Genomic DNA, 16,774 nt, shown 5'->3' on the forward strand with positions numbered 1-16,774 from the left:
GGTCGCGTCTCGTGATGGCTAGCGTCTAGCCGGCGGGTTGATGCGGTAGTTTCACCCGGCTCGCAAGCTCGTCGGCAATGGCGCCGAGCGGCAGGATCGCGCGCGCGGCGAACAGCGCCGCCGCCGCCTTGGGCATGCCGTATACGGCGCTCGTCGCCTCGTCCTGGGCGATGGTGTGCCAGCCCTTGGCGCGCATCGCCTTCAGGCCGATGGCGCCGTCGCGCCCCATACCCGTGAGCAGCACGCCGATCGCCTCGCCCGTCCAGCGCTCGACGAGGCTGTGAAAGAACGTGTCGACGGAGGGACGGTAGGGCGTGTCGGCCGGCTCGCGAGTGTAAGCCAGCTTGCCGCCCGCTGTCATGCGCAGATGATCGTTGGTCGCGGCGAGCAGCACGCAGCCGGGCTCGGGCTGCTCGCCTTCGAGCGCGATGCGCACCGTGAGCGGCGTCTGGCCGTCGAGCCAGGCGGCCATGCCCGCGGCGAACGACTGGTCCACGTGCTGCACGATCACGATGCTCGCGCCGAAACCGGCGGGCAGCGCGCCGAGCACGGCGGCGAGCGCGCTGGGCCCGCCCGCCGAGGCGCCGATCGCAATGAGCGGTGCTTTCGGCATGCCGGCAGCGCTGAACGCCGGCGCGCGCGCGGCGAGATCGAGCGCGCCTGAAACGCGCCCGATCTGCTCGATCTTCGCGAGCAGCAGGTCCATGGTGCGGCGTGTATCGGGCCCGGCGAGCGTGGGGGTATCGACGGCATCGAGCGCGCCCGCGCCCATCGCCTCGTACACGCGCCAGGCGTTCGCGCCTACGCTGCTCGTGACGATCAGAATGGGGCACGGCGAGCGCGCCATGATCTGCCGCGTGGCCTCCACGCCGTCGAGCTTCGGCATCACGAGATCCATGAGGATCACGTCGGGCACCTGCGCCGCGCAGAACTGCACCGCATCCTCGCCGTTCGCGGCGACCCACAGCACGCGATGGCCCGGCCGCGTCGCGATGGCCTGACGCAGCGCCTCGACCGCTAGCGGCATGTCGTTGGCGATACCGATGTTCATCCTGCCGCCTCTCCGATCAGGTCGTTCACTGCGTCGAGCAGCGCTTCGTCATGGAAGCTGCCCTTGGTCAGATAGTAGTCGGCGCCCGCGTCGAGGCCGCGCCGCCGGTCGTCTTCACGATCCTTGTACGAAACGATCATCACCGGCACGTTGCGATGCATCGCGTCGCCCTTGATCATCGTGACGAGCTCGATGCCGTCCATGCGCGGCATGTCGACGTCGGTGATGACGAGGTCGAAATGCGCGTTGCGCAAGGTGCTCCAGCCGTCCATGCCGTCCACCGCCACCGTGACGTCGTAGCCGCGTTTTTCGAGCAGCTTGCGCTCCAGCTCCCGCACCGTCAAGGAGTCCTCGACAACCAGAATTCGCTTGCGAGCGCGCGCCCCATCGTGTGCGCCGCCGCGCGCCACGCCCGCGAGCTGGCCGTCGCGCACGAGCCGCGCAACCGACGTCACGATGTCCTCCACGTCGACGATCAGCACGACCTCGCCGTCGTCGAGCAGCGCCGCCGCCGAGACGTTGCGCACCTTGCCCAGACGCGCGTCGAGCGGCTGCACGGCGAGCGTACGCTCGCCCGCGAAGCGGTCCACGGCCACGCCATAGAGGCCCGCCTCGCTGCCCACCAGCACGACGTTCAGGTCTTCCGCAGTCATGGCTTCGGCGCCCGCGCCGAGCAGCTGGCGCGCGGTCACGAGCCCCACGGGCCGCCCTTCGAAGGCAATGTGCTGCTGGCCTTCGAGCATCTCGATCGTGCTGCGCGGCACGCTGAGCGCGCGGCGCACGTGCGCGAGCGGGAACGCATAGGCCTCGCCCGCGACCTCGACGATCAGGCTGCGCACCACCGAGAGCGTGAGCGGCAACTGCAGCACGAAGCGCGTGCCCTGCCCGGCCGCGCTCTCGATGCGCACCGTGCCGCGCACGGCCTTCGCGAAGTTTTGCACGGCGTCGAGGCCGACACCGCGGCCCGACACGTCGGTGACGGTGTCGCGCAGCGAGAAGCCCGGCAGCAGCAGGAAGTCGAACAGCTCGGCGTCGGACATCGCGGCCACGGCCTGGGGCTGCGCGAGCGAGCGCGCGACGATGCTCGCGCGCAATGCGTCCAGATCGATGCCCGCGCCGTCGTCGGCCACGGCGATCAGCAGCTTGCCGGCGCTGTGGCGCGCTTCGAGCGTGAGGCTCGCCTTTTCGGGCTTGCCCGCGCGCCGTCGCGTTTCGGGGTCCTCGATACCGTGATCGAGCGCGTTGCGCAGCAGGTGGCCGAGCGGCGCGTCGAGCATTTCGAGGATGTCGCGGTCCACTTGCGTCGACTCGCCCACAATTGTGAAGCGCACGCGCTTGCCGAGCGAACGCGCAAGATCGCGCACCACGCGCGGATAGGTGTGCGCCGTGTCGCCGAACGGCCGCATGCGGCATTGCAGGGCCTCGTCGTAGAGGCGCTGCGCGAGTTGCGTGCCGCGCCGGTCGATGCGATCGACGTCGTCGAATCGTTCGGATAGCTGACGATCGAGCGACCCTACTGCATTGCGAATTTCTGCGAGCGCGGCGCGCGCATCGACGTCGAGCGCATCTCCGTGGCGTTCCTGGAACTGGCCCAGCGCCGCGAGCACGTCGCCCTGCGCGCGGCGCGTGCGCAAGAGGCCCTCCGCAAACGGCCGCATGCGGCGCGACTCCACCAGCGATTCGCCCGCGAAGCCGAGCAAGCGGTCGAGCGTGCCGGCGCGTACGCGCAGCATGCGCTCGGCGTCGGCAGAACGGGTTGGCGAGGGTTGCGCCAGCGGCACGGGTTCGACGTCGCCAGATGCGACCGCCTCCGGCTCCGGCTCGGGCAGACGCAGTGACGCCGCCAGCGCGGCGAGGTCGTCGGTTGCCGGTACGCTCGCGGCGGCGTTGGCCGCGGTGTTGGACGCAGCGTTCGCCACGTCGGGCTGCGCCCCGCCCTGCAGGCGCGCGACGAGTGCCGCGACCGCCTCGCGCGAAAGCGGCGCCGCCGCGGCATCGCCTGCCACGCTCAACAAGTCGATGCCGACGAGCAATGCATCGATGCGCGCCGCGTCGATGCGCAGCTCGCCGCGTTGCGCGGCCACGAAGCAGTCCTCCATCGCACTCGCCACCTCGACCGCCTCCGGCAGGCCGACGATGCGCGCCGCGCCCTTGAGCGAGTGCGTCGCGCGCATGCAGGCTTCGAGCGTGGCGGCATCGCCGGGCGCGGACTCCAGCGCGAGCAGGCCCGCGGAAAGCGTGCGCGTCTGCGCCGCCGCCTCCTCATGGAAGAGGTCGAGCAGCGAGCGGCGGCTCAGTTCGTCGTCGCTCATCGCAAACTCCTTGCAAGCGCATCGAATAGCACCTCGGCGTCGAGCACGCCCACCGAACGGCCGCGCCAGTGCGTCACGCCGCGCACGTGCCGCCCGGCCGACTGCGCGAGCGTGGCGGGCGCAGGCAGGAGCGCGTCGGCGCCGAAGCTCGCCACGCCCTCCACGGCATCGACGGGAAACGCCGTCGTCGCGCCCGCCCATTCGGTCACGAGCAGGCGCGGCGTGGCGGCGCGCGACGGTGCGCCGGCCGCCGCGGCATCGATGCGCAGCAGCGCCGCCAGCGATACCGCGAGCGTGAGCACGCCGCGCACGTTCACGACGCCCAGCACGGCGGCGCTGCGCCGGTGCGGCAGCGTGTGGATGGCGCGCGCCTCGTGCACCTGGCGCAGCGCGGTGGCGGGCAGCGCGAGCCACTCGCCGCCCACGCGGAACACGAGCGAGCCTTGCTCGCGCGTGCGCGTGTCCGCGGACTCAGGCGCGCGTTCGAGCGCAAGCGCGGACGGCGCAAGCGGCGCGGGACGGTCGAGCATACGCGCCGCCGCTGCTTCGAAAACCGGGCAGTTCAGGCAGCGCACGCATGTTTCGAGGCGCGGGCACGAGTTGTCGCCCAGCGTGCCGATGACTTTCCAGCACCGCTCGGGCAGCTGCGCCGCCGGCGCGAAGTCCTGCGCGCGGTCCCGTTCTAGTTCGCGCTCAGGCATGCGAGCCTCCTGCGTCCGCTTCTCCGCGCTGAGCGACTTCCTGTGCGGCGCGCTGCGCACGGCGCATCAGCCGGCGCGCGCCTTCGGCATCGCCCTGCACTTCGAGCAGCGCCGCCAGATGCGTGAGCGCTTCGTAGTGCGAAGGCTCCAGATAAATGGCCTTGCGATAGTGCGCGAGCGCAACGGCGGCGCGGCCCTGCGCATCGGCGATCAGGCCTAGCAGATACCAGGTGCCCGCGTTCTGCGTCAGCGCCTGCGCCGCTTGCGTGGCGAGGCGCTCGGCCTCGTCGAGCGCGCCGGCATCGGCCAGACGCCGCGCGTCGGCGAGCGCGGCTTCGGGCGTGGCGCCGGTGGACGGCCCGGGCGCCGCATGGGCGCTCACCACGGCCGCCGCGCGCGGAGCCGGCGCGCCGTGCAAGGGCCGCAGCGAGAGCCGCGACGGCGCGGACCCGCGTGCTGCCGCGGCCACGGGCGCGTCCAGCGGCGCGAACACCGGCGCGCTGCCGAAGGCGGGCGCCGCTGCCGTGGCGGCGATCACCGGCAGCGGCGTGAGCGCAGGCGGCACGGCGGCCGCCGGGCTCGCCGGATGTTGATGATCCGCCGTCGCACCGGGTTCCGGCGCGCGGAAACCGAACGCGAGCGGAATATAGGCGGACACCATCTCATGGCGCATCATCAGCCCGGTTTCCGCCGGTCCGACGAAGATCATGCCGCCCGCCGTGAGGCGCGCACGCAGCAGGTCGATGGCGCGGTCCTGCGAGGCGCGGTCGAAATAGATCAGCACGTTGCGGCAAAAAATGAAGTCGTAGCGCACCGGATGCGGGGCGAGCCATTCGAACAGGTTCGCGCGCTCGAAAGTCACCGCCCGGCGCACCGTCGCGGCGATCCGCCAGCCGCCCGGCGCCGCCTCGAAATAGCGCTCGCGAAACGCGAGGCCGTCGCCGCGAAACGCATTGCGGCCATAGACGCCGCGCGCGGCCGCCGCAATCGACTGGCCGCTGATGTCGATCGCGTCGATGGCGAACTGCCCGGGCGCGAGGCCCGCGTCGAGCAGCGCCATGGCCGCCGAGTACGGCTCCTCGCCGCTCGAGCACGGCGCGCTCAGCACGCGCAGCACGTCGCCGGGCTGCGCGGCCAGCCGCTTCGCGCCGAGGCGCGCGAGCGCCGCGAAGGCCTCGCGCTCGCGAAAGAACCAGGTCTCGGGCACCACGAGCGCGTCGATCAGCGCCTGGCGCTCGGCAGGCGTCGTCGTGAGACGCTGCCAGTAGGCTTCGCGCGCCCATTCGGGCAGCGCGGCGCCGCTCATCCACTCCTTGCGCGTGACGGCCGGATGCAGATCAGCGTGGACCTCGAGCGTCACCGCCGCCCGTGCGCCCACCGCGCGGGCGAGCGCGTTGGCGCCCAGCGATTCGGCGTCGATGCCGGTTGCGTCGAGCAGCCAGGCGGCGAAGCGCGGGTCGGCCTGTCTCATGGCGTGCCTTGCCACGAAGGCGGATCGGGAAAGAGCCGCGCGCGCACGCGCGCGTCGAGCAGCTGGGCCACCTTCACCCACTGTACGAAGCCGCGCTCGTCGCGCGCAACAGGGCCGAGCCAGCGCGCCTCGGGCGTCGCGATGCCGCCTTCGGCAAAGCGCTCGGGCGCAATCGACTGCGTGCGCGTCGCGCTTTCGAGCAGCAGCGCGAGGCGGCGCGGCGGCGCATGAGCGGCGGCCGGGCCGGCGGCGGCGTCACGGTCATAGACGAGCACGAGCCGCGTGGACATGAGCGTGCGCGCGGGCCGCCCGAGCGCGAGCATCGGCAGATCGACCACGGGCACGGGCGCGCCCTCGTAGTCGATCACGCCGGCGATATACGCGGGCGTGCCCGGAAACGCGCGCACGGGCGCGAGCGGCAGCACGTGCGCGATCTCGCGGGCATCGAGCGCGTAACGCTCGCCGTCCAGTTCGAACACCAGGAAGAGCATCGCCGCTCCCGCGTCACGCCTCGATCCTGAACCGCGACACGCCGGTGCGCAGTTCGTTGGCGACGAGCGTGAGATTGTCGATGGCCTGCGACGACTGGCGCAGCGACTCCGCCGTCTGCTGGGCGGCCTCGGAAAGCTGCGTGAGCGCCTGGGTGATCTGCTCGGCGCTGGTGGCCTGCGCCTGCATGCCGTCATTGACGACCTGGAAGCGCGGCGCGAGCGTCTGCACTGCGCCGATGATCTGCGAAAGCTGCGCGCCCACGGCCTGCACGTCGTGCATGCCGCGCCGCACTTCTTCCGCGAACTTGTCCATGCCCATCACGCCCGCCGACACCGCCGACTGGATCTCTTTCACGGTCTGCTCGATGTCGTAGGTCGCCACGGCCGTCTGGTCGGCGAGGCGGCGGATTTCGGTCGCGACCACGGAGAAGCCGCGCCCGTACTCGCCCGCCTTCTCCGCTTCGATCGCCGCATTCAGCGAAAGCAGATTGGTCTGGTCGGCCACCTTCGTGATCGTCGCCACGACCTGATTGATGCTCACGGCCTTCTCGTTGAGGATGGCGAGCTTGGCGTTCACCGAGCCCGCCGCTTCCATCACGCTGCGCATGGTGTCTTCCATGTGCGTGAGGCCGCTCTGGCTCGTGCTGGCGAGCCCGGCCGACTGCTCGGCCACCGTCGCCACCTCGCTCATGGTGCGCACGAGGTCGCGCGCCGTGGCGAAAATCTCGCGCGAAGTCGCACCGATCTCGGTCGTGGTGGCCGCCGTCTCGCTCGCGGTGGCCTGCTGCTCCTTCGACGTCGCGGCCACTTCGGCCACCGAGGTCGAGACTTGCAGCGACGACTTCTGCGCCTGGGCGACGAGGCTGGCCAGTTCGTCGCTCATGCGGTTGAAGCCGTCTTCGAGCACGCCGAATTCGTCGCCGCGGTTCAGCGCGAGGCGCTGCGACAGGTTGCCGGTGCGCATGGAGTCGTGCACCTCGACGAGGCGCGCCATCGGCACCGTGATCGCGCGATAGAGCGCGTAACCCGTGGCGAGCGCGGCGAGCAGTACAACGCCCAGCGCCGTGGCGAGCGTGATCTCTGTGCCCGTGACCGAGTTGCGGATGGTCTGCGCGGACTCGTCGGCCTGCTGACGGTTTTCCTCGACGAGCGAGTTGGCCGTGGCGAGCACCTCCTGCCAGGCCGGGCCGATCTGCGCGAACGCGGCCTGCGCAGCCGGGCGCGAGGCGGGCAGCTGGCTCGCTACCGCCTTTGCCAGCGGCAGATAGCGCGCGTACGCGTCGCGAAAGCGCTGGAAGCGTTCGCGGTCGTCGCTGCGAAACAGCGTGCGTTCGTACTGCCGTGCGGTCTCCTCCACCTGCGCCAGGGCCGCGGGCAGGCCAGACAGGTCGTGGGCCACGCTGTCCGCGTCGGCATCGACGAAGGCCGCGCGCTCGACGAGGCTATAGGTCTGGTTGGCCGCCGCGCGCAGCGAGGTCGCGTAGAACAGGCCCGGCACCGAATCGCCCGTGAGGCTCATCGCCTCGCTGTCGATGGCGCGCAGGCGGTCCCACGAGATCGCGGCCATCGCGAGCATCAGCACGAACAGCAGGCCGAAGCTGAGGACGATGCGCGTGCCGAGGGTGAAGCGACCCTGAGTCTGTCGAGGCAGGCCGGCTTGGCCGGAACGGGGCATGGCGGTGCTCATTGCGCTAAAGACTCTCCGGTGGCGTGGACCGGCGCGCCGGCCCTGCCGGCGAGGCGGGGCGCGGCTGCGCTGGGCGTGGCCGCACGCGGCGGCCGTGACCGCCGTAGTGTAATGCGTTTGCGCACTTTTATGGGACAAGCGATGCTAGCTGTCAGCCACGTGGGACGGGGCTCGCCGGGCTTTTGGAGATAAATCTGCAGGGTTCGCCGGGGCTTTTCGGCGACCCGGCGCGGCGCCGTGCGGGGATCGGGCGCACTGTGGCCAATGCGTCCCGCATCGACAGGCGCTCGGGAAGCGGCCGCAGCGGCCGGGGCGGCCGCGGCGCTGAGCCTTACTTCTTGACGAAGCGCAGCGTGGCGTCGACGACCATCTCGCGATGGCGCGCGCGCAGGCGCGGATGCGAGGGGTCGCGCCCGAACGCCGCGCCGAACGTGTGGCGGTTGCCCACGCGGTGAAAGCACATCGAGCTGATGAGGAGGTGCAGGTCGATGGGATCGATGTCTTCGCGGAACGCGCCGCTCGCCACGCCGCGCGCGAGCAGGTCTTCGATCGTGCGGATCGCGCTGGCGTTGCGGCTGCGGAAGGTCTTCAGGCGCTCGATGTACTTCGCGCCGTGAATGTTCTCGATCGTCACGAGGCGCACGAAGTCGCGGTGGCGGTCGTGATAGTCGAAGGTGAATTCGACGAGCCGCCGCAGGCCTTCGGTGGGGTCCAGTTCGTCGATGTGGAGGTCGAGTTCGAGCGCGCGGATGTCGCCGTAGACCTTGTCGAGCACCGCTTCGTACAGCCCTTCCTTGCTGCCGAAGTAGTAATACAGCATGCGCTTGGTGGTATTGGTGCGCTCGGCGATCGCGTCTACGCGCGCGCCTGCGAGACCCATGGCCGAGAATTCGGCCGTCGCCACTTCGAGGATATTGCGCTTGGTCTGCTCGGGATCGTACTTGCGCCGGCTTTCGGATTGAGCATCGTTGCGTTCGGCCGAAGCCGCCGGTCTTGCCATGTTTTTTTGGCCCGCAGCAGGGAAGGAATGCCGGGGATTTTAGCACGCGGGGCGCGGCCCTTTAGAAGGTGCCGCGCCCCGCTATCACGCTGAAAGCCGCCCGCAGGCGGCCTGCGAGCCTTACAGCTCGATGCGCTTGATATCGCCCACGATGAAGATATACGAGGCCGCGCCGATCAGCGCGATCACGCCGATGAACACGAGCGCCCAGACGAACGAGCCCGTCGCACCCACGATCAGCCCGACGACCAGCGGCGTGATGATGCCCGCGAGATTGGCCGCCAGGTTGAAGATGCCGCCCGTGAGACCGAGCATGCCGGCCGGCGCGATATCCGAGACGAGCGTCCAGCCGAGCGCGGCCATCCCTTGCGCGAAGAACGCCACCGAGAGGATCGCGATCACGGCCACGTTGCTCTCTACGAAGTTCGCGAGAATGATCGTCGAGGCGAGCAACAGACCGGCGATGATCGGCAGCTTGCGCGCCACGTTGGCCGAGATGCCGCGGCGCAGCATCCAGTCGGAGAACGTGCCGCCGAACATCACGCCGATCGACGCGGCAATGAACGGCATGATCGCGAAGAAGCCGATCTTGAGCCAGCCCATGTGGCGCTCGGTGGCGAGGTAGGTCGGGAACCACGTGAGGAAGAACACGAGCGTGGAGTTGCCCGCGAACTGCCCGAGGCAGATGCCCGCGAGCTGACGGCGGCGCACCAGCTTGCCGGCCATGCGCCAGTCGAAGCCCTGCTTTTTCGCTTGCCCGGCAGCGGCTTGCGTGTCGGCCTTGCGCTCCTGGCGAGCCAGACCGCCGCCCGCTTCGATGTAGTCGAGTTCGGCGCGGTTGGCCGCGGGGTGCTCGTGCGGCTCGCGATACAGGAACCACCACACGACGCCGAACGCGATGCCCACGCCGCCGACCACGTAGAACAGCGAGCGCCAGCCGTAGGCGCCCATCAGCGCGAAGAGGAACGGGCTGAAGAACGCGAGGCCGATGTATTCGCCCACCGTATAGGTGCCCGTGGCGAACGCGCGCTCGCTTTGCGGGAACCACGTGGCGACCACGCGGCTATTGGTCGGGAAGCACGGCGATTCCGCGGCGCCGAGCCCCAGACGGCACGCGAACAGCGCGCCCACGCCGCTGATGAAGCCCTGGGCGAGCGTGCACATCGACCAGAGCGTCATCGAAAGCCAGTAGGTGAACTTGCTGCCGAAGCGGTCGAGGAACACGCCGCCCGGAATCTGCGCGACGACGTAGCTCCACGAGAACGCCGAGAACACGAGGCCCATGAGCGCCGCGTTGATGCCCAGCTCCTTGGTGAGCTGCGGCGCTGCGATGCCGAGCACGGTGCGATCGAGGTAATTGATCATCGTGCCGACGGCCAGCAGGCCGAGGATGCGATAGCGCGCTTTCGAGCGGCGCATGGCGCCCTCGGCGGGCGCGGCTGCGGAAAGGTTCGGCGCGTCGCCGCGCCCCGTGGATACGGGTGGTGCCATGTCTTCGTCTCCGATGTGTCGACGGGAGTTGGCGCTTTAGCGTTTACTCCCGTCCCATGCCTGTAAGGCGGTCGACGGGAGTTGGCGCTTTAGCGTTTACTCCCGTCCCATGCCTGTAAGGCGGTCGGCGGGAGTCAGCGACTTGACGCCGACGCCCGTCGCGCGCTGTCGTTGTTATTCGCCGGCGCCTGCAGCATTCGCCGCCAGCATGGACTGCAGATGCGCATACATGCGTTCCGCGTCGGGCTCGACACCCGTGAACAGCCGGAACGCATCCACTGCCTGGTACACCGCCATGCCGCCGCCGCTCAGCGTGCGGCAGCCGCGCGCCTCGGCCGCTTCGAGCAACGCGGTGCGGATCGGGAAATAGACGATGTCCGCCACCCACAGCCGCTCGTGCAGATACTCCGCAGGCAGCGGCATGCCGGGCAGCTTCGCCATGCCGGTGGGCGTGGCGTGTATGAGGCCCGTGGCGTGCTGGAGCACTTCGCGCAGATCGCCGCCCGCGCTCACGCGAGCCGCCGGGAAGCGCGCCTGCAATTCGCTGGCGAGCGATTCGGCACGCGACGCGTCCACATCGAACAGCGTGAGCGCCTGGGCGCCCATCTGCAGCGCCGCGTGTGCGACCGCCGCACCCGCGCCGCCCGCGCCCAGTTGCACCACCGCTTCGAGCGAGACATCAGGCAGGCCGCGCTGGAACGCGCGCGCGAAACCCGACCAGTCGGTGTTGTGGCCGATGCGCTTGCCGTCGCGGAACAACACCGTGTTCACGGCGCCGAGCGCGCGGGCGTCGTCGGAGAGTTCGTCGAGCAGTTCGATCACGGCCTGCTTGCACGGATAGGTGATGTTCAAACCGTCGAAACCCATGCGCTCGGCGGCCAGCAACAGATCGGGCAGCGCGGCGGGCGTGAGCTTCAGCGCTTCGAGGTCGATGCGCCGGTACACATAGTGGAAGCCGAGTTCGCGGCCTTCCTGCTCCTGCATCGCGGGCGTGAGCGAGCCGCCGATGCCCGAGCCGATCAGGCCGCAGAGAAACGAGTTGGCGGTTGCGCGCGCGCCCAGCGCATTCGTTGTGGCGTTGTCCTGGGCGCTCATTTCGTCACCTTTTTGGCGAGCAGCGTGGCCATGCGCTCCAGCGCGAGCACATACCCTTGCGTGCCGCAGCCGACGATGATGGCCTCCGCAATGGGCGAAACGAAGGAATGGTGCCGAAACGCCTCGCGCTTGTGCACGTTCGAGATATGGACCTCGATCACGGGCTTCGCGATGGCGGAAAGCGCATCGGCGATCGCCACCGACGTATGCGTATAGGCAGCCGGATTGATGACGATGCCGTCCACGCGCGTGCGCGCTTCATGGAGCCAGTCGATCAGCTGATGCTCGGCGTTCGACTGGCGAAAATCGATCTCGAGCCCAAGACGCCCCGCCGCTTCGCGGCACAGGTTGGCGACGTCATCTAACGTTTCAGCGCCGTAGATCGCGGGCTCCCGCGTTCCCAGCAGATTCAGGTTCGGTCCGTTCAGGACCAGCACCGAAGGCATTCCCATTACACACACTCCAGAACAGCTTGACGACCGGCACGGCGCATGCTCGAGAACCGTTGCATGTTTCACCGCATGGTCGCCAGTGTGCCGCGAAGCGGTGCACCGGTCACCTGGGGTTAGCCAGAATTTGTACTAACTAGTTAGTTTGGCGTATCCTTCGGACACTCCAGCGGCAAGTGTGTCTGCGGTGCGCCAGTTAGTTAAACGCCCGCCCCACGCCGCCGCACCGGACCCTTGTTCAACACCGAAGTCGCAGTCAGCACGCTCGCCATGCCCATGTCCAAGCCGCTCCACACCCCCTCTCGCGCGCTGCGCCGCTCGATCGCCACGGTGTCGATCAGCGGCACGCTCGCCGAAAAGCTTGCCGCGATCCGCGCCGCGGGCTTCGACGCCGTCGAGATCTTCGAGAACGATCTGCTCTATTTCGAAGGCTCGCCCGCCGACGTGCGCCGCATGGCCGGCGATCTCGGCCTCGATATCGTGCTGTACCAGCCGTTCCGCGATTTCGAAGGCGTGGCGCCCGAGCGCCTCGCGCGCAACATCGAACGCGTGAAGCGCAAGTTCGACGTCATGCATCAACTGGGCACGGACCGTTTGCTGGTGTGCAGCAATGTCTCGCCCGACACGATCTGCGACGACGGCCTCGCCGCCGCACAGCTTGGCGCGCTCGCGCAGGCCGCCGGGGAAGCGGGCGTGACGATCTGTTATGAGGCGCTTGCATGGGGGCGCCACGTGCGCACCTATGGCCACGCGTGGCGGCTCGTCAACACCGTCGATCACGCGAACCTGACGCTCGCGCTGGACAGCTTCCACACGCTCTCGCTCGACGACGCGCCCGACGGCATCGCTGCGATTCCGGGCGCGCGCATCGGCTTCGTGCAGATCGCCGATGCACCGAGAATGCAGATGGACGTGCTCGAATGGAGCCGGCACTATCGTTGCTTCCCGGGCCAGGGCGACTTCGCGCTCGCGGATTTCACGGCGCAGGTGGTGAAAAGCGGCTACACGGGCCCGCTCTCGCTCGAAATCTTCAACGACGGTTTTCGCGGCGCGCCGCCCGCCGCCACGGCCGCCGACGGCCATCGCTCGCTCTTGCTGCTCGAATCGCTCACGCGCGAAACCCTGCAGGCGGAGCATGTCGAAGCAAGCGCGCTCTACCACCCGAGCGCCGCGCCTGCGAACGCGCAGTGGCAATTCCTCGAGTTCGCCGTGGACGACACCGCGCGCGCGCATGTGGCGAACTGGCTCGAAAAGCTGCATTTCCGCCGCGCAGGCCAGCATCGTTCGAAGGACGTGACGCTCTATCAGCACGGCTCGGCCGCCATCGTGCTCAATGCCGAGCCCGACTCGTTCGCCGACGCGTTTTTCCAGCGCCACGGGCTCTCGCTCTGCGCCTCGGCGTTTCGCGTGGACGATGCGCGTCTCGCGCTCGAACGCGCGGCAGGATTTGGCTACCAGCCGTTCTCGGGCCGCGTGGGTCCGAACGAGCGCGTGGTGCCCGCCGTCCAGGGCCCGGACGGCAGTCTTAACTATTTCGTTAACGAGGAGCCGGGCGAGCCCACCCTCTTCGAAGCCGATTTCGCGCTCACGGATATCGACGGCCCGGTCGAAGTGGGACCGATCGCGGGCATCGATCACGTGAGCCTTTCGCTGCCTGCTGGCTCGTTCGATTCGTGGGTGCTGTTCCTGAAGTCGGCGTTCGGGCTCGAAGCGACGCCCGCCGTGCTGCTGCCCGATCCGTACGGACTCGTGCGCAGCCGCGCGCTCATGAGCCGCGACCGCGGGCTGCGCGTCGTGCTCAACGCCTCGGTGGACCAGCACACGGCCGCGGCAGAAACCGTGCGTGCCTACCACGGCACGGGTCTGAACCACGTGGCGTTCAACACCGGCGACATCTTCCGCGCCGTAACCGAATTCGAGGCGGCCGGCGTGCCGCTCCTGCGCGTGCCCGCGAACTACTACGACGATCTCGACGCACGCCACGCGCTCGACCCCGAGTTTCTCGACGCGCTGCGCAACCACAACCTGCTCTACGACCGCGACGAGCGCGGCGGCGAGTTCCTGCACGCCTACACGGAGACGCTCGACCAGCGCTTCTTCCTGGAGATCGTGGAGCGGCGCGGCGGCTATGACGGCTACGGCGCGCCCAACGCCGCCGTGCGCCTCGCAGCGCAGGCGCGCCAGCGCGCACTCGCCGCGCAGGGCGCGAGCCAACCGCAGGATTGATTCAAACGCAGTCACCGTAGTCACTTCGCGCAGCAATCCGCACGCCGCCTCGATCTGAAAATCAGGCGGCGTAGCAAAGAAAACAATAAGCAGTCCAAATCTCACCCGGAGACACACAACGATGAAGAAAGCAGGCTTTGGTTTTGGCACGTTCCTCGCGACTAGCGCAGCCCTCGTGGCCAGCCCCGCGTTCGCGCAAAGCAGCGTCACGCTTTACGGCGCCGTAGACGACGCCATCACCTACGTCAACAACCAGAACGGTCACTCGAACGTCTATCTCCGCCAGGGCAACCTGTATGCGTCGAAGTTCGGCCTGCAGGGCAAGGAAGATCTCGGCGGCGGCACGTTCGCGATCTTCGACCTGCAGAACGGCTTCGACCTCAACTCGGGCGCGCTGTCGTCGAGCGGACTGATCTTCAATCGCCAGGCCTACGTGGGCCTGCAGAACCAGAACCTGGGCACGTTCACTGCGGGCCGTCAGTACACGCCGTATTACCTGTTCGTCGGTCCGCTCACGGGAAGCTCGTGGCTCACCGGCGCAACCGGCGCACACCCCGGCGATATCGACGGTCTCGACACGACCGTGCGCATCAACAATTCGGCCACTTACACCTCGCCGATCTTTTACGGCCTGCAGGCCAGCGCCATGTACGCGCTCGGCGGCATTGCGGGCAGCACCGGCAAGGGCCAGACGTGGAGCGCCGCGCTGCGCTACTCCGCCGGCCCGGTGAGCCTCGCCGCGGCCATCCTGCGCATGGACAACGCGCAGTTGACGAGCGGCTTCGATAGCTCGTCAACGGGCAGTTTCGGCAAGTCGTCGCTGAACACGGGCTATGTCTCGGCGAGCGCGGTCCAGCACATCGCGGCGGGCGGCAACTACACGCTCGGCAACCTCGTCCTCGGCGCGTCGTATTCGAACGTTCAGTACATCGCGGGCGGCAAGTCGATCTTCCACGACACGGCCATCTTCAACACCTGGGCGGCGCTCGCCGTATATCGCTTCACGCCGGCCTTCGATGTGGGCGGCGGCTTCGCCTACACGCTGGCTTCGAAGGCCAACGGCATCACGAGTGCGGCGCGCTACCAGCAGTACTCGCTCAAGGAGTCGTACCACCTCTCGAAGCGCACCACGCTGTATGCGCTGCAGGCTTACCAGCACGCGGGCGGCCAGACGCTCGGCGCGAACGGCGCGGGCAACATCGTCAACGCGAGCCCGGCCGTGGGCGACTCGCAGAACTCGACGCCTTCGTCCACGCGCTCGCAGTTCGTCGGCATGGCCGGTATCGCGCTGCTGTTCTGATCGTTGTGCCGATGCACCGCCGGGGGCCGCCTGCACGGCCCCCGGTTTCGCTTGCCGCCCCTCGACGCAGCGGCTCGGCGCTGAGTACACTCGCGGGTATCGCCTAAACGAATCCGCGCGAATCCGCGAACTCACCGTGCCGCCCCCCGTCCCCGCCATCAGCCCACGCCTGCGCAGCAGGCTGCGCACGCTCGCCAAGACCCAGCCCAAGGCTGTCCAGCGCACCTACGACACGCTGCTCTCGCTCGAAGGCTATAGCGCGCTCTCGGCGGCGGCGCGCAAGGACATCTTCTCGTCGATCGCGTTTTCCGCGAACCTGTGGTTCCAGTGCCTGCTCGACGGCACGCCGCCCACCGCGGAAGTCATGGACCAGACCGCGGCGTTCGCGCGCCGCCGCGTGCACCAGAACGTGCCGCTGCGCTCGCTGCTGCGCGCCTTTCGCCTGGGCGCGCGCGAGTTGTGGCGCACCTGCACGGAGCTTGCCGAAGCCGACCCGGCGCTCGCGCACGAACTGCTGTTCGACATCTCGCCTTATCTGCTCGATTACTTCGACGCGATGGCCGAGCACATCGCCGAGGCCTATCTCGACGAGCAGCACCAGCAGGCGCGCTGGCGCGGCTCGCTGCTGCAGCAGCTCTACGACCTCGTGTTCCATGCCCCCGACGACGCCGCGCGCTTTCGCGAGACCGTCGAGGCGCTCGGCCTCGACGCCACGCTGCCGCGCATCGCGCTCGCCGTCGATCTGGACTTGCGCGACCACGCGCCTTCGGTGCGCGAGGATGCGCTCGACCGTTTCGCGCTCAGCGCCGCGCGGCACTTCGAGCTGAAGCCCGACGCGCTCGTGCGGGCGTGGCACCGCGAGCGGCTGGTGTTCTGGCTGCCGTGCGTGCGCGGCGATTCGATGACGCGCAACGATCAGCGCGTGGCCGAGCATGCGGCCGCGCTCGCGCGCGCCGAGCCGCGCGTGCGCAGCATTGGCATCGGGCTCATGAACGAAGGGGCGCGCGGCTGGGCGGCCTCGGTGGAAGAAGCGCTCAAGGCGGTGGACTTTGCGCCGCGAGGCAGCCGCGCGGACGACGGCGAGGAAAACGGCGAGGAACCCGGCAACTTCCTGCGCGTGCACCGATTTTCGTCGATCGCCATCGAGGAGAGCGTGCGCAGCAGCGCCAACGTGCTGCGCTATCTCGTTTCGCTCGCCGAGCAACTGGCGACCGAGGCGGACCTGCTCGCCACGCTCGAAGCATGGTTCGCGAGCGGGCAGCGCCGGCGCCAGACGGCCGAAACGTTAGGCGTGCATCCGAATACGCTCGACTACCGGCTCGAGCGCATCGAAACGCTGCTGGGCGCGAAACTGACTGATGCGCACTGGATCGCGCGGCTGGATATCGCGCTCAAGCTGCGCGGGGCGACGCAGAGTGCCGAGCGCGATGGCAAAAAGAAGGAGAAGAAGGGGCGCCTCGGAGTGAAGAAGGCGAAGAGCACGGCGCCGCGCTGACCGAC

Annotated in this window: 13 protein-coding genes; 3 read left to right on the forward strand and 10 right to left on the reverse strand. The window is 69.0% G+C overall.

Annotated elements, in window-relative coordinates; genetic code table 11:
* Positions 1–25 precede the first annotated feature (25 nt).
* The 10 genes from AB4Y35_RS24645 to aroQ form a co-directional block, all read right to left on the reverse strand.
* Positions 26–1,051 carry a chemotaxis response regulator protein-glutamate methylesterase gene (locus tag AB4Y35_RS24645; RefSeq protein ID WP_368706370.1) on the reverse strand — a complete coding sequence of 342 codons (1,026 nt, stop codon included), beginning with the start codon at positions 1,049–1,051 and terminating at the stop codon, positions 26–28.
* Entirely contained in the window at positions 1,048–3,363 is a 2,316-nt protein-coding gene (locus AB4Y35_RS24650; RefSeq protein WP_368706371.1) for a hybrid sensor histidine kinase/response regulator, read from the reverse strand. Before AB4Y35_RS24650 ends, AB4Y35_RS24645 begins: the two co-directional genes overlap by 4 nt.
* Complete coding sequence (locus AB4Y35_RS24655; RefSeq protein ID WP_368706372.1) at positions 3,360–4,064, reverse strand: chemotaxis protein CheW; 705 nt, start codon at positions 4,062–4,064, stop codon at positions 3,360–3,362. Before AB4Y35_RS24655 ends, AB4Y35_RS24650 begins: the two co-directional genes overlap by 4 nt.
* Positions 4,057–5,535 carry a CheR family methyltransferase gene (locus AB4Y35_RS24660; RefSeq protein ID WP_368706373.1) on the reverse strand — a complete coding sequence of 493 codons (1,479 nt, stop codon included), beginning with the start codon at positions 5,533–5,535 and terminating at the stop codon, positions 4,057–4,059. Before AB4Y35_RS24660 ends, AB4Y35_RS24655 begins: the two co-directional genes overlap by 8 nt.
* Complete coding sequence (locus tag AB4Y35_RS24665; protein WP_368706374.1) at positions 5,532–6,026, reverse strand: chemotaxis protein CheW; 495 nt, start codon at positions 6,024–6,026, stop codon at positions 5,532–5,534. Before AB4Y35_RS24665 ends, AB4Y35_RS24660 begins: the two co-directional genes overlap by 4 nt.
* Before the next feature lie 13 nt (positions 6,027–6,039).
* Positions 6,040–7,713, reverse strand: coding sequence for a methyl-accepting chemotaxis protein (locus AB4Y35_RS24670; RefSeq protein ID WP_368706375.1), 1,674 nt, complete (start codon positions 7,711–7,713; stop codon positions 6,040–6,042).
* Positions 7,714–8,044: 331 nt separating this feature from the next.
* A complete protein-coding gene (locus tag AB4Y35_RS24675; protein ID WP_133187290.1) occupies positions 8,045–8,713 on the reverse strand; it encodes a TetR/AcrR family transcriptional regulator in 669 nt (222 codons plus the stop codon).
* Between the two features lie 120 nt (positions 8,714–8,833).
* A complete protein-coding gene (locus AB4Y35_RS24680) occupies positions 8,834–10,132 on the reverse strand; it encodes an MFS transporter (RefSeq protein ID WP_368706746.1) in 1,299 nt (432 codons plus the stop codon).
* 246 nt (positions 10,133–10,378) lie between these two features.
* Complete coding sequence (locus tag AB4Y35_RS24685; protein WP_368706376.1) at positions 10,379–11,299, reverse strand: shikimate dehydrogenase; 921 nt, start codon at positions 11,297–11,299, stop codon at positions 10,379–10,381.
* Complete coding sequence (gene aroQ / locus AB4Y35_RS24690; RefSeq protein WP_158762774.1) at positions 11,296–11,751, reverse strand: type II 3-dehydroquinate dehydratase; 456 nt, start codon at positions 11,749–11,751, stop codon at positions 11,296–11,298. Before aroQ ends, AB4Y35_RS24685 begins: the two co-directional genes overlap by 4 nt.
* Before the next feature lie 306 nt (positions 11,752–12,057).
* On the opposite strand from aroQ, the gene AB4Y35_RS24695 reads away from it, so the two are divergent.
* From AB4Y35_RS24695 to AB4Y35_RS24705, 3 genes are all read left to right on the forward strand, one after another.
* A complete protein-coding gene (locus tag AB4Y35_RS24695; RefSeq protein WP_368706747.1) occupies positions 12,058–13,974 on the forward strand; it encodes a bifunctional sugar phosphate isomerase/epimerase/4-hydroxyphenylpyruvate dioxygenase family protein in 1,917 nt (638 codons plus the stop codon).
* A gap of 121 nt (positions 13,975–14,095) precedes the next feature.
* Entirely contained in the window at positions 14,096–15,274 is a 1,179-nt protein-coding gene (locus AB4Y35_RS24700; protein ID WP_368706377.1) for a porin, read from the forward strand.
* Positions 15,275–15,410: 136 nt separating this feature from the next.
* A complete protein-coding gene (locus AB4Y35_RS24705; RefSeq protein WP_368706378.1) occupies positions 15,411–16,769 on the forward strand; it encodes a PucR family transcriptional regulator in 1,359 nt (452 codons plus the stop codon).
* Positions 16,770–16,774 lie beyond the last annotated feature (5 nt).

The sequence above is a fragment of the Paraburkholderia sp. EG286A genome, from assembly GCF_040965375.1.
Classification (GTDB): Bacteria; Pseudomonadota; Gammaproteobacteria; order Burkholderiales; family Burkholderiaceae; genus Paraburkholderia.

Coding starts and splice junctions, on each gene's coding strand:
- AB4Y35_RS24700 (WP_368706377.1), top strand. CDS start 14,096: ATGAAGAAAGCAGGCTTTGGTTTTGGCACGTTCCTCGCGACTAGCGCA.
- AB4Y35_RS24670 (WP_368706375.1), bottom strand. CDS start 7,713: ATGAGCACCGCCATGCCCCGTTCCGGCCAAGCCGGCCTGCCTCGACAG.
- aroQ (WP_158762774.1), bottom strand. CDS start 11,751: ATGGGAATGCCTTCGGTGCTGGTCCTGAACGGACCGAACCTGAATCTG.
- AB4Y35_RS24660 (WP_368706373.1), bottom strand. CDS start 5,535: ATGAGACAGGCCGACCCGCGCTTCGCCGCCTGGCTGCTCGACGCAACC.
- AB4Y35_RS24680 (WP_368706746.1), bottom strand. CDS start 10,132: ATGCGCCGCTCGAAAGCGCGCTATCGCATCCTCGGCCTGCTGGCCGTC.
- AB4Y35_RS24645 (WP_368706370.1), bottom strand. CDS start 1,051: ATGAACATCGGTATCGCCAACGACATGCCGCTAGCGGTCGAGGCGCTG.
- AB4Y35_RS24650 (WP_368706371.1), bottom strand. CDS start 3,363: ATGAGCGACGACGAACTGAGCCGCCGCTCGCTGCTCGACCTCTTCCAT.
- AB4Y35_RS24665 (WP_368706374.1), bottom strand. CDS start 6,026: ATGCTCTTCCTGGTGTTCGAACTGGACGGCGAGCGTTACGCGCTCGAT.
- AB4Y35_RS24655 (WP_368706372.1), bottom strand. CDS start 4,064: ATGCCTGAGCGCGAACTAGAACGGGACCGCGCGCAGGACTTCGCGCCG.
- AB4Y35_RS24685 (WP_368706376.1), bottom strand. CDS start 11,299: ATGAGCGCCCAGGACAACGCCACAACGAATGCGCTGGGCGCGCGCGCA.
- AB4Y35_RS24675 (WP_133187290.1), bottom strand. CDS start 8,713: ATGGCAAGACCGGCGGCTTCGGCCGAACGCAACGATGCTCAATCCGAA.